Origin of the sequence: Pseudomonas rubra (genome assembly GCF_028656935.1) — a bacterium.
Classification (GTDB): domain Bacteria; phylum Pseudomonadota; class Gammaproteobacteria; order Pseudomonadales; family Pseudomonadaceae; genus Aquipseudomonas; species Aquipseudomonas rubra.
In genome coordinates this window covers 258,516-274,199 of the sequence record NZ_JAMDGZ010000002.1, presented here as the reverse complement: position 1 = coordinate 274,199, position 15,684 = coordinate 258,516, and the positions used below count along the sequence as shown (strand labels likewise).

Here is a 15,684-nt window from a genome sequence, read left to right as displayed (position 1 = left end):
CTAGATGAATAACGAAGTACTTACCGACGTTGCAGTCAAAGATGCCCAGCCTGTGCCCGAGCAGATGGTCGAGACCCCGCCGGAGCCGCCTGCAGTAGCGGAGCCTGTGGTCGAGGCCCCTGCGCCGGCGCCGGTGGCCGCGCCTGCGATCGTCATTCCCGGTCTGGACGACAGCAGCCTGTACATTCATCGCGAATTGTCCCAGCTGCAGTTCAACATCCGCGTGCTGGAGCAGGCGCTGGATGAGTCCTATCCGCTGCTGGAGCGGCTGAAGTTCCTGCTGATCTTCTCCAGCAACCTGGATGAGTTCTTCGAAATTCGTGTAGCGGGCCTGAAGAAACAGATCACCTTCGCCCGTGAACAGGCTGGCGCCGACGGCTTGCAGCCGCACCAGGCGCTGGCCCGTATCAGCGAGGTGGTCCACAGCGAAGTGGATCGCCAATACGCGATCCTCAACGACGTGCTGCTGCCGGAGCTGGAAAAACACCAGATCCGCTTCATCCGCCGCCGGCACTGGAACACCAAGCTCAAGACCTGGGTGCGGCGCTTCTTCCGTGACGAGATCGCGCCGATCATTACCCCGATCGGTCTCGACCCGACCCACCCGTTCCCGTTGCTGGTGAACAAGAGCCTGAACTTCATCGTCGAGCTTGAAGGTGTCGATGCCTTTGGCCGCGATTCGGGCTTGGCGATCATCCCGGCGCCGCGTTTGCTGCCGAGGGTCATCAAGGTGCCGGAAGAAGTCGGCGGGGCAGGCGACAACTATGTGTTCCTGTCGTCGATGATTCATGCGCACGCCGATGACCTGTTCCAGGGCATGAAGGTCAAGGGCTGCTACCAGTTCCGCCTGACCCGCAACGCCGACCTGGCGCTGGACTCCGAAGATGTCGAAGACCTGGCCCGGGCTCTGCGCGGCGAGCTGTTCTCGCGCCGTTATGGCGATGCGGTGCGCCTGGAAGTGGCCGACACCTGTCCCAAGCACCTCTCCGATTACCTGCTCAAGCAGTTCAGCCTGAGCGAGAGCGAGTTGTACCAGGTCAATGGCCCGGTCAACCTGACCCGACTGTTCAGCATCACCAGCCTGGACAGCCACCCGGAGCTGCAATACACGCCGTTTACCCCGGCAATCCCCAAGCTGTTGCAGAACAGCGAGAATATTTTCAGCGTGGTCAGCAAGCAGGACATCCTGCTGATGCACCCCTTCGAGTCGTTCACCCCGGTGGTCGACCTGCTGCGCCAGGCTGCCAAGGATCCGCACGTCCTGGCCGTGCGCCAGACCCTGTACCGCAGCGGCGCCAACTCGGAGATCGTCGACGCGCTGGTCGACGCTGCGCGTAACGGCAAGGAGGTCACTGCGGTGATCGAATTGCGCGCGCGCTTCGACGAAGAGTCCAACCTGCAGATGGCCAGCCGCCTGCAAGCGGCGGGTGCGGTGGTGATCTACGGTGTGGTGGGCTTCAAGACCCACGCCAAGATGATGCTGATCCTGCGCCGCGAAGCCGGCGAGATTGTCCGCTACGCGCACCTGGGGACCGGTAACTACCACGCCGGCAACGCCCGCCTGTATACCGACTACAGTTTGCTGACCTCCGACGACGCCCTGTGCGAAGACGTCGGCAAGCTGTTCAGCCAGTTGATCGGCATGGGCAAGACCCTGCGCATGAAAAAACTGCTGCACGCGCCGTTCACCCTGAAAAAGGGCATGCTCGACATGATCGCGCGTGAAACCCAGTTCGCCCTCGACGGCAAACCGGCGCACATCATCGCCAAGTTCAACTCGCTGACCGATCCGAAGATCATTCGCGCGTTGTACAAGGCCAGCCAGTCCGGGGTGCGTATCGATCTTGTGGTGCGCGGCATGTGCTGCCTGCGCCCAGGCATTGCCGGGGTGTCGCACAACATTCAGGTGCGCTCGATCATCGGTCGCTTCCTCGAACACACGCGGGTGTTCTACTTCCTCAATGGCGGCGAAGAGCAGATGTTCCTCTCCAGCGCCGACTGGATGGAGCGCAACCTCGACAAGCGCGTCGAGACCTGCTTCCCGGTCGAGGGCAAGAAGTTGATCCTGCGGGTGAAAAAGGAGTTGGAGGGGTACCTGACCGACAACACCCACGCCTGGATTCTGCAACCGGATGGCCGCTACGTACGCAGCACGCCAACCGGCAACCAGAACCCGCGCAGCGCCCAGGCCACTCTGCTAGAGCGCCTGAGCAACCCAGTGCTTATCGTACGCTGAGGACGAAGCCGACCCGGGCCAGCCATTCTGCCTCCAGGCCGAAATCGGCCTGGGTCAGCTGGTTTTCTTCCAGCCAGCCGGCAGGGAACTCGACGTCCAGGGTGTCGCCCTTGGCGTGCAGGGTGACCTTGGGCATCTGCTGGGTGCCGCGGATGTGGTGGAACAGGATCGCAAAGCGCAGCAGCACGCACAGGCGAATCAGTTTGACGGCGTCATCGCCGAACTCGGCGAACTTGTCCTTGGGAATGTTGCGCCGGTGGCCGCGTACCAGTAGAGCCAGCATCAACTGGTCTTCACGGGAGAAGCCGGCAAGGTCGGAGTGCTCGATCAGGTAGGCGCCATGCTTGTGGTAATGGTAGTGGGCGATGTCCAGCCCCACTTCATGGACCTTGGCTGCCCAGCCCAGCAATTCGCGCCAGATCCCGTCTTCCAGGTCCCAGGCCTTGGCCACCTGGTCGAAGGCATGCAGGGCCTTGCGCTCGACCCGCGCCGCCTGCCCCTGGTCAACGTGATAGCGCTCCATCAGCGAGCTCAGGGTGCGTTCACGCACGTCTTCATGGTGATGGCGGCCTAACAGGTCGTACAGTACGCCTTCGCGCAGGGCGCCGTCGCAGTGGTCCATGCGCTGCAGCTCGAGGGCGTCGAAAATTGCTTCGAGAATCGCCAGGCCGGCCGGGAAGATCGCCCGGCGGTCGGGCTTGACCCCGTCAAAGTCGATCTTGTCGGTTTCCCCCAGCTTGAACAGCTTGCGCTTGAGCCAGGCCAGGCCTTCGGCATTGACCTCGCCATTGCCCATGCCACCGGACTTGAGGGCCAGGCCGATGGCACGGATGGTTCCCGAGGAGCCGATGGCCTCATCCCAGGTCAGGCGGTGCAGGGCGTTCTCGATACTCATCAGTTCCAGGCGCGCAGCGGTGTAGGCCTGGGCATAGCGCGCCGGGGTGATCTTGCCGTCGCGGAAATAACGCTGGGTGTAGCTGACGCAACCCATCTGCAGGCTCTCACGCAGCAGTGGCTCGAAACGCTGGCCAATAATGAATTCGGTACTGCCGCCGCCGATGTCGGCGACCAGGCGTTTGCCCGGGGTGTCGGCCAGCGTGTGGGAGACGCCAAGGTAGATCAGGCGGGCTTCTTCACGGCCAGAGATGACTTCTACCGGGTGGCCAAGGATTTCTTCGGCGCGGCGGATGAATTCGCCGCGGTTGCGCGCCTCGCGCAGGGCGTTGGTGCCGACGATGCGCACGGCGCCGTCGGGCATGCCGTTGATCAGTTGGGCAAAGCGCTTGAGGCAGTCCAGGCCGCGTTGCATGGATTCTTCGCTGAGCTGGCGCTCTTCGTTGATGCCGGCGGCCAGCTGAACCTTTTCACCCAGCCGCTCAAGGATGCGGATCTCGCTGTGGTGAGCCTTGGCGACCACCATGTGGAAACTGTTGGAGCCCAGGTCTATGGCAGCGATCAAGGACAGATTCTTGGCTGTGGTTTGCGGCATGGTCATGGGATCTCGGTCGATAACCCGGCAATCCTGCCACGATCCGGCGCTGACGCCAACGCGCAGCGTATCAAGGCTTGATATGGGGCAGGTTGTGCGGGAAATATGACTTTCCCGTGACAGCAGCGATATGCGCGGTCATGCACAACTATAGTTACACTCAATCGTTCCCGGCTTCCTGTAGGCGGCGGGTACAGCTATGATGGGCCACGTTTTTTTGCTTACGACCTTGGAGACTTCCATGAGCAGCGATCTTATCAAACACGTCACTGACGCTACCTTCGAAGCCGAAGTCCTGAAGGCTGAAGGCCCGGTGCTGGTCGACTACTGGGCTGAATGGTGCGGCCCTTGCAAAATGATCGCGCCAGTTCTGGACGACATCGCTACTACTTACCAGGGCAAACTGACCGTCGCCAAACTGAACATCGACGACAACCAGGAAACCCCGGCCAAGCACGGCGTGCGTGGCATTCCGACACTGATGCTGTTCAAGAACGGCAACGTCGAAGCCACCAAGGTCGGCGCACTGTCGAAATCTCAGCTGGCAGCCTTCCTGGACGCCAATATCTGAGTGAAAAAAGCCCCGCATTCGTCGGGGCTTTTCTTTATCTGGTGACTAGACGCCAGAAAAAGCAGGTGTTACATTCGGCCTCGCACTGTTTCTTCGGTGCCCTCTGCACGCCGTCGCCGACGCATCCCTAATTCGAATCAGTACGCGATCCTGTCGCCTTCTTTGCGGCGCGGCTTCATTAAGCCAGAAGCTTAATTTCCCCTTCTTACATGATTACGTCACTCCCCTTATGAACCTGACTGAACTCAAGCAAAAGCCGATTACCGATCTGCTCGAAATGGCCGAACAGATGGGCATAGAAAATATGGCCCGTTCGCGCAAGCAAGATGTGATTTTCTCCCTGTTGAAAAAGCATGCGAAAAGCGGCGAGGAAATCTCCGGTGACGGCGTGCTGGAGATTCTCCAGGACGGCTTCGGCTTCCTGCGCTCGGCCGATGCCTCGTACCTGGCCGGCCCGGACGACATCTACGTGTCGCCAAGCCAGATCCGCCGTTTCAACTTGCGTACTGGCGACACCATCGTCGGTAAGATCCGCCCGCCAAAAGAAGGCGAGCGTTACTTCGCCCTGCTGAAAGTCGACACCATCAACTTCGACCGGCCGGAAAACGCGAAGAACAAGATCCTGTTCGAGAACCTGACGCCGCTGTTCCCCAACGAGCGCCTGAAGATGGAAGCCGGCAACGGTTCCACCGAAGACCTCACCGGCCGGGTTATCGACCTCTGTGCCCCGATCGGCAAAGGCCAGCGTGGCCTGATCGTCGCTCCGCCAAAGGCGGGCAAGACCATCATGCTGCAGAACATCGCGGCCAACATCACCCGTAACAACCCCGAGTGCCACCTGATCGTCCTGCTGATCGACGAGCGCCCGGAAGAAGTGACCGAAATGCAGCGCACCGTGCGCGGCGAAGTGGTTGCCTCCACCTTCGACGAGCCGCCAACCCGCCACGTGCAGGTTGCCGAGATGGTCATCGAGAAGGCCAAGCGCCTGGTTGAACACAAGAAAGACGTGGTCATCCTGCTCGACTCCATCACCCGTCTGGCCCGTGCCTACAACACCGTGATCCCGAGCTCCGGCAAGGTCCTGACCGGTGGTGTCGATGCCCACGCCCTGGAGAAGCCGAAGCGTTTCTTCGGTGCTGCGCGTAACATCGAAGAAGGCGGTTCGCTGACCATCATCGCCACCGCGCTGGTCGAAACCGGCTCGAAGATGGACGAAGTGATCTACGAAGAGTTCAAGGGTACCGGCAACATGGAGCTGCCCCTGGACCGCAAGATCGCCGAGAAGCGCGTCTTTCCGGCCATCAACATCAACCGTTCGGGTACCCGTCGCGAAGAGCTGCTGACCGCCGACGACGAACTGCAGCGTATGTGGATCCTGCGCAAGCTGCTGCACCCGATGGACGAAGTTGCAGCCATCGAGTTCTTGATCGACAAGCTCAAGCAGACCAAGACCAACGATGAGTTCTTCCTGTCGATGAAACGCAAGTAATTCGACGCGGTATGCGAAAGCCGGGGCAACCCGGCTTTTTGCTGTCTGCACTTTGGCTATTCGGGCCGGGTTCAGCGTACACTTTGCACCCCGACCGATACGGCCAAGACGAGGCTTTTGCATGCAGTATCGCGATTTGCGCGATTTTATCCGCGGCCTGGAACAGCGCGGCGAACTCAAGCGCATCCAGGTTCCGATCTCTCCAGTCCTGGAAATGACCGAAGTCTGCGACCGCACGCTGCGCGCCAAAGGCCCGGCGTTGCTCTTCGAAAAGCCGACCGGCTTCGATATTCCGGTGCTCGGCAACCTGTTCGGCACGCCGGAGCGGGTGGCCATGGGCATGGGCGCCGAGTCCATCGAAGAGCTGCGTGAAATCGGCAAGCTGCTGGCTTTCCTCAAGGAGCCCGAGCCACCCAAGGGTCTCAAGGACGCCTGGTCGAAGCTGCCGATCTTCAAGAAGGTCATTGCCATGGCGCCGAAGGTGGTCAAGGATGCGCCGTGCCACGAAGTGGTCATCGAGGGTGATGATGTCGACCTCGGCCTGCTGCCAGTGCAGCACTGCTGGCCGGGCGACGTTGCGCCGCTGATTACCTGGGGCCTGACCGTTACCCGCGGGCCTAACAAGGACCGCCAGAATCTGGGCATCTATCGTCAGCAGGTGATCGGCCGCAACAAGGTCATCATGCGCTGGCTGAGCCACCGTGGCGGCGCCCTGGACTACCGTGAGTGGTGCGAGAAGCACCCGGGGCAGCCGTTCCCGGTGGCCGTGGCGCTGGGCGCGGACCCTGCGACCATCCTCGGCGCCGTGACGCCGGTGCCCGATACCCTCTCCGAGTACGCTTTCGCCGGCTTGCTGCGTGGCAACCGTACCGAGCTGGTCAAGTGCCGCGGCAATGACCTGCAGGTGCCGGCCACCGCCGAGATCATCCTCGAAGGCGTGATCCACCCAGGCGAGATGGCACCTGAGGGCCCCTATGGCGACCACACCGGTTACTACAACGAAGTCGACAGCTTCCCGGTGTTCACGGTCGAGCGCATTACCCACCGTACCAAGCCGATTTACCACAGCACCTACACCGGTCGTCCGCCAGATGAGCCGGCGATCCTTGGCGTTGCGTTGAACGAAGTGTTCGTGCCGATCCTGCAGAAGCAGTTCCCGGAGATCACCGACTTCTACCTGCCGCCTGAGGGCTGCTCGTACCGCATGGCGGTGGTGACCATGAAAAAGCAGTACCCAGGTCACGCCAAGCGCGTAATGCTGGGGGTTTGGTCGTTTTTGCGACAGTTCATGTACACCAAATTCGTTATTGTCACTGACGACGATATCAATGCGCGGGACTGGAACGATGTGATCTGGGCAATTACCACGCGCATGGACCCCAAGCGCGATACAGTGATGATCGACAATACCCCGATCGACTACCTGGACTTCGCCTCGCCGGTGTCCGGGCTGGGTTCGAAGATGGGCCTGGACGCAACGCACAAGTGGCCGGGTGAAACCACGCGCGAGTGGGGAAGGGTCATCGTCAAGGATGAAGCCGTCACCCGGCGGATCGATGAGCTATGGCATCAGTTGGGAATAGACTAAATGCAGGTAACCTTGCAGCCGTCCGGGGCCGTGTTGGCACTCAGGCCCGGAGAAAGGATTCTCGATGCGGCGCGGCGCCTGGGCTACGATTGCCCGCAGAGCTGCCGCAACGGTAACTGCCACGTCTGTGCCGCACTGCTGGTGGAAGGCCGGGTGCGCCAGGGTGGCGTGGAGCGTGATCACGGCGAGCTGTTCACTTGCATCGCCGAACCCCTGGAGGACTGTGTCTTGTTGTGGGATGGCGTGCTGGCCTTGGGCGAGCTGCCGGTAAGGAAGCTGGCTTGTCAGCTCAGTGAGTGTGTCGAAGTCGGCGGCGATGTCTGGCGTGTGCGCCTGCGCGCGCCGGCCGGCAAGCCGCCACGCTATCACGCCGGGCAGTACCTGATGATCGAACGCGACAGCGGTGACAAGGCGGCTTTCTCGCTGGCCTCGGCGCCTCATGGCGGCCGCGATCTGGAACTGCACGTATTGGCCCGTGAGAACAGCGCTGTGGAGCTGATTGCCCAGCTGCAGCGCACCGGCATGGCGCGGCTTGAAATGCCATTTGGTGACACACACCTGGCCGAACTGCCTGACGGCCCGCTGGTGCTGATCGCTGCCGGTACTGGCATGGCGCAGATGCACAGCCTGATTGAGCATTGCCGTGCCAGTGGCTTCAAGCACCCAGTGCACTTGTATTGGGGTGTGCGCTTGCCGGAAGACTTCTACCAGATCGAGCACTGGGATGAATGGGCGCGCCTGCCCAACCTGTTCCTGCACAAGGTGGTCAGCGACCTGTGTGGCTGGGAAGGGCGCTGTGGCATGCTGCACGAGGCGGTGTGCGAGGACATCAGCGAGCTGGCCGGTGTGCATGTGTATGCCAGCGGTTCGCCGAACATGATCTATGCCACCCTCGATGCCCTGGTCGAAGCCGGCATGGACGCGCATCAAATGCGCGCCGATGTATTCGCTTATGCCCCGCGTAATTGAATGACGGAATAAGGCACGCTGCAACAGCGTGCCGGTTTAAATAACTGTCGGCACGCCCGGTGGTTATAAGGCGGTAATTATTGCCGGCAACGAAAATAACTTTCACTACACTTGAAACAGTGCACCTGTTATCGCGCTGGCATGGCCATTATTGCCGTATCAGAGCGTCTGGGGGCTTGTATTCCGGCGCATATCTGCCGTACGGTAACTCTGTGCACAGTGCCTTGCCTTATAGTGCAATGCTTTGGTAATTCATGGGGAAGTGTGGCGGCAGCTATGTCGGCGATCGAAACCGTATCTTTGAATGTGGCCTATCCGCCGTTGCTCGATTTCGGCGAACAATTAACCCGCGAGCAACTTGTTCATTCCGTCCAGCACACCATGTCCCGGCATCAGGGCGGCCCAGTGTGGTTGTTTGCCTATGGCTCGTTGATCTGGCGTCCGGAGTGCAATGCCGTCGAACGGCGCCGGGCGCGGGTGCATGGCTATCATCGCGGCTTGTACTTGTGGTCCCACGAGCACCGAGGCACGCCGGAATGCCCGGGTCTGGTCTTCGGCCTGGATCGTGGCGGTTCATGCAGTGGTTTTGCCTACCGGCTGCCAGAGGACTGCCTGCAAGAGTCGCTGCTGGCCTTGTGGCAGCGGGAGATGCCTTACCCTGCTTACCGTCCGCACTGGCTCAATTGTCGCCTGGAAGATGGCAGCAAGGTTCAGGCCCTGGGTTTCGTCCTTGAGCGGCATTTGCCTTGTTATGCCGGCAACCTGCCCGACACCTTGCTTAGCCAGATTTTTGCCAATGCCAAGGGACGCTATGGCAGCACCCGTGACTATGTCGAGCAGACCCTGCATGCCTTGCGTAGCCATGCCATGCCCGATCGCAACCTGGAAGCACGCTTGCGTCGCTGTCATCGCGTGTAGGAGCGGGGCAAGCCCGCTCCCACAGATCTAGGCCATGGTCACTACCAACTTACCCACTGCCTTGCGCTGGCCAAGCAGCTCAATGGCAGTACCCGCCTCAGCGAGCCCGAAGGTCTGCGATACCAGCGGCTTGAGTTTGCCCTCGGCAAACCAGGCAAACAGTTGCTGGAAGTTCGCCGCATTGTCCGCCGGCTGACGCTGGGCAAACGCTCCCCAGAACACCCCGAGCACCGCCGCGCCCTTGAGCAGCGCCAGGTTGACCGGCAACTCGGGAATGCGCCCGCTGGCGAAACCCACCACCAGTAAACGGCCGTTCCAGGCGATGCCGCGTACCGCCTGGTCGAACAGGTCGCCACCGACCGGGTCGTAGATCACATCGGCGCCATTACCGCCGGTCAGGCGCTTGATCTCATCCTTGAGGCTGGCTTGGCTGTAGTTGATCAGCTCATCGGCGCCCGCCGCCTTGGCTACGGCAAGTTTTTCGGCGCTGCTGGCAGCGGCAATTACCCGTGCGCCCATGGCCTTGCCGATTTCCACCGCCGCCAGGCCAACCCCACCGGAAGCACCCAGCACCAGCAAGGTTTCCCCGGCCTTGAGCTGACCGCGCTGGTTGAGAGCGTGCATCGAGGTGCCGTAGGTCATGCCGAAGGCGGCAGCCGTGGTGAAGTCCATCTGCGCCGGAATCGGTAATACGTTATAGGCCGGCACTGCCACCTGCTCGGCAAAGCTACCCCAGCCAGTCAGGGCCATGACCCGGTCACCGACCTTCAGGTTTCCGGCCTTTTCACCCACGGCGCTGACCACACCAGCGGCTTCGCCACCGGGCGAGAACGGCAGCGGCGGCTGGAACTGGTACTTGCCCTCGATGATCAGGGTGTCGGGAAAGTTGACCCCGGCGGCCCGCACGTCGAGCAGGATCTCGTTCTTCTTCGGCACGGGGCTGGCGACGTCCTCCATCACCAGGTTTTGCGCCGGACCAAGGGCTTTGCACAACACAGCTTTCATCGGGACTATTCCTTTGCGCGTAGTGGCCGATAAGTGTAGGTGGGCGAAGTGTCGGGTCAACGAGCATGGCCCGCCCTGATAGGCCGGCATAAGCCCGGGCTTGGGTTTGACCGGCGCGCTGGGTATGCTGGCGCCAACTGTATGAGGAGCGAATTCGTGAAAGCGTGGATCTTGATGGTACTGGCGCTGATGCTGCCGATGGCGGCCATGGCCGAGGAAGCCAAGGAAGGGGAACCAAAAGTCTCCTACATCTCCCTGAGCCCGCCTTTTGTGGGTAACTATGCCCTCGATGGCAGCCCGAAACTGCGGGTGTTCAAGGCCGATGTGGCCCTGCGGGTCAACAGCGACGCCGCTGCCGCTGCCGTGCGTCATCACGAGCCGCTGATCCGCAACCAGCTGGTGGCGCTGTTCACCCAGCAGAACCTGGAAGCCATGAGCAACGTCGAGGCCAAGGAAAAGCTGCGTCAGGAAGCCCTCAAGCAGGTCCAGCAAGTGCTCGAAAGCGAAGAAGGCAAGCCGACCGTTGACGACCTGTTGTTCAACAACCTGATCGTCCAGTAATCAGGACGTCAGGCTGCGGCGAAAGCGTGCCAGGGCAATGGCGAAAAAGGCCAGGCCAATGGCGGCGAGCGCCGCCAGGTCTGGCCACACCACCTCCAGCCCGGCGTCGCGAAACAAAATTGCCGCACTGAGGCTGACGAAGTGGGTCGAGGGCGATCCCTGCATGACCCACTGCAGCCACTGCGGCATGCTGTCCAGCGGTGTGCTGCCGCCCGAGAGCAATAGCATCGGGATGATTACCGGGATTGCCAGCAGGCCAAATTGCGGAGTCGAGCGCGCCAGCGTGGCGAGGAAGATCCCCAGCGCGGTACTGGCGAACAGGTACAGCGCTGTCACCGCCAGAAACAATCCCAGCGATCCCGCCAGTGGCACTCCCAGTGCCCCTTTGACAATCACTTCCAACGACACCCAAGTGCACAGCACCACCACCAGGGCATTGCTGCCGATCTTCGCCAGCATGATCTCCAGGGCGGTGAGCGGCAGCACCAAGAGGTGGTCGAGAGTCCCGTGTTCACGCTCGCGCAGCAGCGCCGTGCCAGTCAACACGATGGCCAGGATGGTGATGTTGTTGACGATCTGGATCACCGCCAGGAACCAGCCGCCCTCAAGGTTGGGGTTGAACAGTGCGCGGGCGCTGAGCAGGACCGGGCCGCTGCTGGTCGAGCCCTGGTTGGCGTAATCACGCAATTCGCGCTCGACGATCCGGCCAATGTAACCGGCGCCCATGAACGCCTGGCTCATGGCGGTGGCGTCGACGTTGACTTGCAACTCTGGCGAGCGCCCGGCCAGCAGGTCGGTCTGGAAGTTCACCGGCACATTGATCACGAAGGTGTAGCGGCCGCTGTCCATGGCCTGGTCGAGCTGGTTGTAGGCCAGCGGTACAGCGCGCTGGAACTCCGGCGGCTGCAAGGCTTCGGCAAGTTTGCGCGAAACCAGGCTGTGGTCTTCGTCGACCACTGCGACGCTGGCGTTGTGTACGCCGATCACGGAGCCGGCGGCCGGCATGTAGATCGCCACGCTGAAGGCATACAGCAGGAACAACAGCAGTACACTGTCGTGGCGCAGGCTGGTCAACTCCTTGAGTCCCAAACGCAGGGTATGTGCCAGGCGATGCATCAGACCTCCTGCTTTTTCAGCATGGCCAGGCTCAGGCCGGTGAAGCCGACAAAGAAGCCCAGCAGCGCCAGGCACTGTGGCCACAGCTCGCGCAGGTCTAGGGCCTTGGTAAAGGTGCCGACGGCGATGTCGAGAAAGTAACCGGCCGGGAACAACTGGCCCATCAATGCCGCGGCGCCATCGAGCGAGGAGCGCGGCACGATCAGCCCGGAGAACTGGATGGTCGGCAGGCTGGTGATGATCATGGTGCCGAGGATCGCGGCGATCTGGGTGCGGGTAAAGGCCGAGATCAACAGGCCCAGGCTGGTGGTCGCCAACAGGTACAACAGGCCGCCGCAGGCCAGGGCCAGGGCGCTGCCCTTGAACGGTACGCCAAACAGCCAGCGGTTCATCGCCACCAGCAGCGCCAGGTTGATCAGGCTCACCGCCAGGTAGGGCGCCTGCTTGCCGAGCAGGAATTCCAGGCGGGTCAGCGGCGTGGCATAGAAGTTGGTGATCGAGCCCAGTTCCTTCTCGCGCACGATGCCCAGTGCGGTGAGCATGGCCGGGATGAACGCCAGGATCAGCGCCATCACTCCGGGGCCAATGGCGTTCACGCTGACCACGTCCTGGTTGTAGCGAAAGCGGGTCTCCAGGCGGACCGGGTTTTGCCCGGGCTGGGCCTTGCTGCTCAACGCTGCCAGTTGCTCAAGGTTGGCCTGGTGCACGGCCTCGACATAGTTGCGGCTGGTCTCGGCACGGAATGGCATACCGCCGTCGAGCCAGGCGGCCACTACCGGTTGGCGCCCGGCGTGCAGGTCGCGGCCAAAGCCGGGTGGAATCTCCAGGGCCAGTTTGATTTCCGAGCGCTGCAGGCGTTTGTGCAGCTGCGCGGTGTCGCGGATCGGCGCCTGTTCGGCAAAGTACCGCGAGCCACGGAACGCCTCCAGGTAAGCCCGGCTTTGCGGGCTCTGGTCCTGGTCGTAGACAGCGAAGGCAAGGTTTTCCACATCCAGGGAAATGCCGTAGCCGAAGATCACCATCATGAACATCGCGCCGAGCAGGGCAAAAGCCAGGCGCACCTTGTCGCGCAGCAGTTCCTTGCCTTCGCGGGTGGCGACGGCGAACAGGCGCTTCACGCTGAAGCCTTGGCGCAAGTGCAGGGGCGCAGCACCGGCCGGGGTCTGCAACTCGGTGCTTGCCACGCAAGCTTCGCTGGCGCCCTGGGCCTGTTCCAGGCAGGTGACGAAGGCGTCTTCCAGGGTGGCGCCGCCGAACTGCTGCTGCAGCGCCGCCGGGGTGTCGCAGGCCAGGACCTTGCCAGCATGCATCAGCGAGATTCGATCGCAGCGCAGGGCTTCGTTCATGAAGTGGGTGGAGAGAAAGATCGTTACCCCCTGGTCTCGCGACAACTCGATCAGCAAGCGCCAGAAGTCATCGCGCGCGGCAGGGTCGACGCCTGAGGTCGGTTCGTCGAGGATCAGCACTTCCGGGCGATGCAATACCGCTACCGCCAGTGACAGGCGCTGACGCAAGCCCAGGGGCAGGGCGCCGGATTGCTGGTCGGCGATGGCGCCAAGATCGAAGCGCTCGATCAACTCGGCAATCCGCGGGCCGCTTTCGGACTTGGGCAGGTCGAACAGCCGCGCATGCAGGTCCAGGTTCTGCCGCACGCTCAGTTCGCCATACAGCGAGAAGCTCTGGGACATGAAGCCGACACGCTTGCGCGTGGCCAGGTCCTTGGCGTTCACCGGGCGGCCGAGCAGGGTGGCGCTGCCTTCGCTGGCCGGCATCAGGCCGGTGAGCACCTTCATGGTAGTGGTCTTGCCACAGCCGTTGGAGCCGAGAAAGCCGAAGATCTCGCCCCGACCGATGGCAAAGCTGACCTTGTTCACGGCGGTGAAGTCGCCGAAGCGCAAGGTCAGTTCGTGCGCTTCGATGGCGATCTCGGCATTGGCGCTATCACGCGGCGGGATCACCAAGGGCTGCTGGCTGTGCTGGCTATCGCCTTGAAAGTGGGTGAAGGCGTCATCGAGCTTGCGGCTGGCAGTGACGGCAGCAAGCTCTTGGCTCAAGCCCGAGGCGATCAGCCGGCCACGGTCGAGCATCAGGCAGTGTTCGAACTGTTCGGCTTCTTCCATGTAGGCCGTGGCGACCAGCAGGGTCAGTTGCGGGCGCTCCTGGCGCACTTGCTCGACCAGCTCCCAGAAGCGCCGGCGCGATAGCGGGTCGACACCGGTGGTGGGTTCATCGAGGATCAACAGGTCCGGCTCGTGGATCAATGCGCAGCAAAGCCCGAGCTTCTGCTTCATGCCACCCGACAATTTGCCCGCCGGGCGCTCGGCAAAGCGCAGCAGGTCGGTGGCCAGTAGCAGGTTATGCATGCGCTGTTCGCACTCCTTGGCGCCAAGGCCGAACAGGGTGGCGAAGAAGCGGATGTTCTCGCTGATCGACAGCTCAGGGTAGAGGTTATTGCCCAGCCCTTGGGGCATGAAGGCGATGCGCGGATACAGGCTGTTGCGATGACGGCGCTGGCGGATCGAGCCGCCGAGCACTTGCAGTTCACCGCTTTGCAGCTTTTTCACTCCGGCGATCAGACCGAGCAGGCTCGATTTGCCGGCGCCGTCAGGGCCGATCAGGCCGCAGCGCGTGCCTGCCGGCAGGCTGAAGGCGATGTCCTGCAAGGCGCTCAACCCGCCGTAGCGGTGGCTGATGCCCTCGGCGTGCAGCGCCGGCGCGCTCATTGCAGGTTGGCCGGCCAGTCCACATCAGCGGTGCGCACATAGCCTGCGCCCGGCATGCCGGGTTTGGCCTGGGGCACGGCGCTCGGTTCGTTCAGGCGCAGCTTGACCCGGAACACCAGTTTCTGGCGCTCGTCGCGGGTTTCCACTTGTTTGGGGGTGAATTGCGCCTTGGCCGCGACAAAGGCGATCTTCGCCGCCAAGGCCCGGTCGGGCAAGGCATCAAGGACGATGCGCGCCTGATCGCCGACGGTCAGGCGGCCGGTGGTGGATGCGGGCAGGTACAGGTTCATGTACTGATCGCTAGGGTCGATCAGCATCAGTACGCGGCCGCCGGCACCGAGCACTTCACCAGGCTCGGCCAGGCGTAGCTGGATCACCCCGTTGATCGGTGCACGCAGGCTGCTGTCGTCGATTTCGCTGGTCAGTTGCGCGACCTGAGCCTCGGCGGCGCCGATGGCGGCCTTGATTGCGGCCAGTTGCGCGCGGGCGGCGAGCACGGCGGAGTTGCTGGTGTCATAACGGGCTTGCTGTTGGTCAAGCAACTGCTGGCTGGCGTACTTGCGCTGGAAAATCTCGCGAACGCGCTTGAGCTCCTGGCTGGCCAGCAGTTGCTCGCTCTGGCGCAGTTGCACCGTGGCCTGGGCGGCTGAGTAGTTTTCCCGGGCGCGCAGCACTTCGGCTTCGGCCTGGCTGCGTTGGGCCTCGAGGGTGCGGGTGTCGATGCGGGCGAGCAACTGCCCCTGCTTGACCGTATCGCCTTCATCGACCAGCACTTGGGCCAGGCGTCCGGGGATCTTGCTGGCGATCTGCACTTCGGTGGCTTCAAGCCGGCCGTTGCCCATGCTCAGACCTTCGGGCAGGCGGTCATGCAGGGATTTCCAGTAGCCCAGGCCACCTGCGGCCAGGAGCAGGGCGATCAAGGCGCCGGCGAAGAGTTTGGGCGTGTGTTGGCTCATCGACATGGGGGAGGCAATCCTTGCGGCATTAACGTCAAATTGTGACGCCGCACCGGTCCTGGT

Annotated in this window: 12 protein-coding genes; 7 read left to right on the top strand and 5 right to left on the bottom strand. The window is 62.3% G+C overall.

Features of this window, described 5'->3' with window-relative positions:
• Window positions 1–4: 4 nt before the first annotated feature.
• Window positions 5–2,236, top strand: a complete 2,232-nt coding sequence (gene ppk1 / locus M5G17_RS02015) for a polyphosphate kinase 1 (RefSeq protein WP_273891337.1) — start codon at window positions 5–7, stop codon at window positions 2,234–2,236.
• Here the strand turns inward: ppk1 and ppx are convergent.
• A complete protein-coding gene (ppx, locus tag M5G17_RS02010; RefSeq protein ID WP_273891380.1) occupies window positions 2,223–3,725 on the bottom strand; it encodes an exopolyphosphatase in 1,503 nt (500 codons plus the stop codon). The two genes, ppk1 and ppx, sit on opposite strands and share 14 nt — an antisense overlap.
• A gap of 241 nt (window positions 3,726–3,966) precedes the next feature.
• Here ppx and trxA point away from each other — a divergent pair, with 241 nt between their 5' ends.
• The 5 genes from trxA to M5G17_RS01985 all read left to right on the top strand — a co-directional run bounded on the left by trxA (window position 3,967) and on the right by M5G17_RS01985 (window position 9,260).
• Window positions 3,967–4,296, top strand: a complete 330-nt coding sequence (gene trxA / locus M5G17_RS02005; protein ID WP_273891336.1) for a thioredoxin TrxA — start codon at window positions 3,967–3,969, stop codon at window positions 4,294–4,296.
• Window positions 4,297–4,525: 229 nt separating this feature from the next.
• Window positions 4,526–5,785, top strand: a complete 1,260-nt coding sequence (gene rho / locus M5G17_RS02000; RefSeq protein WP_028942380.1) for a transcription termination factor Rho — start codon at window positions 4,526–4,528, stop codon at window positions 5,783–5,785.
• A gap of 121 nt (window positions 5,786–5,906) precedes the next feature.
• Window positions 5,907–7,373, top strand: a complete 1,467-nt coding sequence (gene ubiD, locus M5G17_RS01995; RefSeq protein WP_273891335.1) for a 4-hydroxy-3-polyprenylbenzoate decarboxylase — start codon at window positions 5,907–5,909, stop codon at window positions 7,371–7,373.
• On the top strand, window positions 7,374–8,342 hold the full coding sequence (locus M5G17_RS01990) for a CDP-6-deoxy-delta-3,4-glucoseen reductase (protein WP_273891334.1): 969 nt from the start codon (window positions 7,374–7,376) through the stop codon (window positions 8,340–8,342).
• Between the two features lie 276 nt (window positions 8,343–8,618).
• A complete protein-coding gene (locus M5G17_RS01985; protein ID WP_273891333.1) occupies window positions 8,619–9,260 on the top strand; it encodes a gamma-glutamylcyclotransferase in 642 nt (213 codons plus the stop codon).
• A 27-nt stretch (window positions 9,261–9,287) separates the two neighbouring features.
• Here the strand turns inward: M5G17_RS01985 and M5G17_RS01980 are convergent, their stop codons facing one another.
• Window positions 9,288–10,265 carry an NADPH:quinone oxidoreductase family protein gene (locus M5G17_RS01980; protein WP_273891332.1) on the bottom strand — a complete coding sequence of 326 codons (978 nt, stop codon included), beginning with the start codon at window positions 10,263–10,265 and terminating at the stop codon, window positions 9,288–9,290.
• A gap of 156 nt (window positions 10,266–10,421) precedes the next feature.
• Between M5G17_RS01980 and M5G17_RS01975 the strand changes: the two genes are divergently transcribed.
• Window positions 10,422–10,826 (top strand): flagellar basal body-associated protein FliL, encoded by a 405-nt coding sequence (locus M5G17_RS01975; RefSeq protein WP_273891331.1) that lies wholly within the window; start codon window positions 10,422–10,424, stop codon window positions 10,824–10,826.
• Here the strand turns inward: M5G17_RS01975 and M5G17_RS01970 are convergent, their stop codons facing one another.
• Genes M5G17_RS01970 through M5G17_RS01960 form a run of 3 tightly spaced genes read right to left on the bottom strand, consistent with a single transcriptional unit; the run spans window position 10,827 to window position 15,627 of the window.
• On the bottom strand, window positions 10,827–11,942 hold the full coding sequence (locus M5G17_RS01970) for an ABC transporter permease (protein WP_273891329.1): 1,116 nt from the start codon (window positions 11,940–11,942) through the stop codon (window positions 10,827–10,829). It lies immediately after the preceding gene.
• The gene (gene rbbA, locus M5G17_RS01965; protein WP_273891327.1) at window positions 11,942–14,665 is read right to left on the bottom strand and encodes a ribosome-associated ATPase/putative transporter RbbA; all 2,724 of its coding nucleotides are present in this window, start codon (window positions 14,663–14,665) and stop codon (window positions 11,942–11,944) included. Before rbbA ends, M5G17_RS01970 begins: the two co-directional genes overlap by 1 nt.
• On the bottom strand, window positions 14,662–15,627 hold the full coding sequence (locus M5G17_RS01960; RefSeq protein ID WP_420793340.1) for an HlyD family secretion protein: 966 nt from the start codon (window positions 15,625–15,627) through the stop codon (window positions 14,662–14,664). The genes rbbA and M5G17_RS01960 overlap by 4 nt, the downstream gene beginning before the upstream one ends.
• Window positions 15,628–15,684 lie beyond the last annotated feature (57 nt).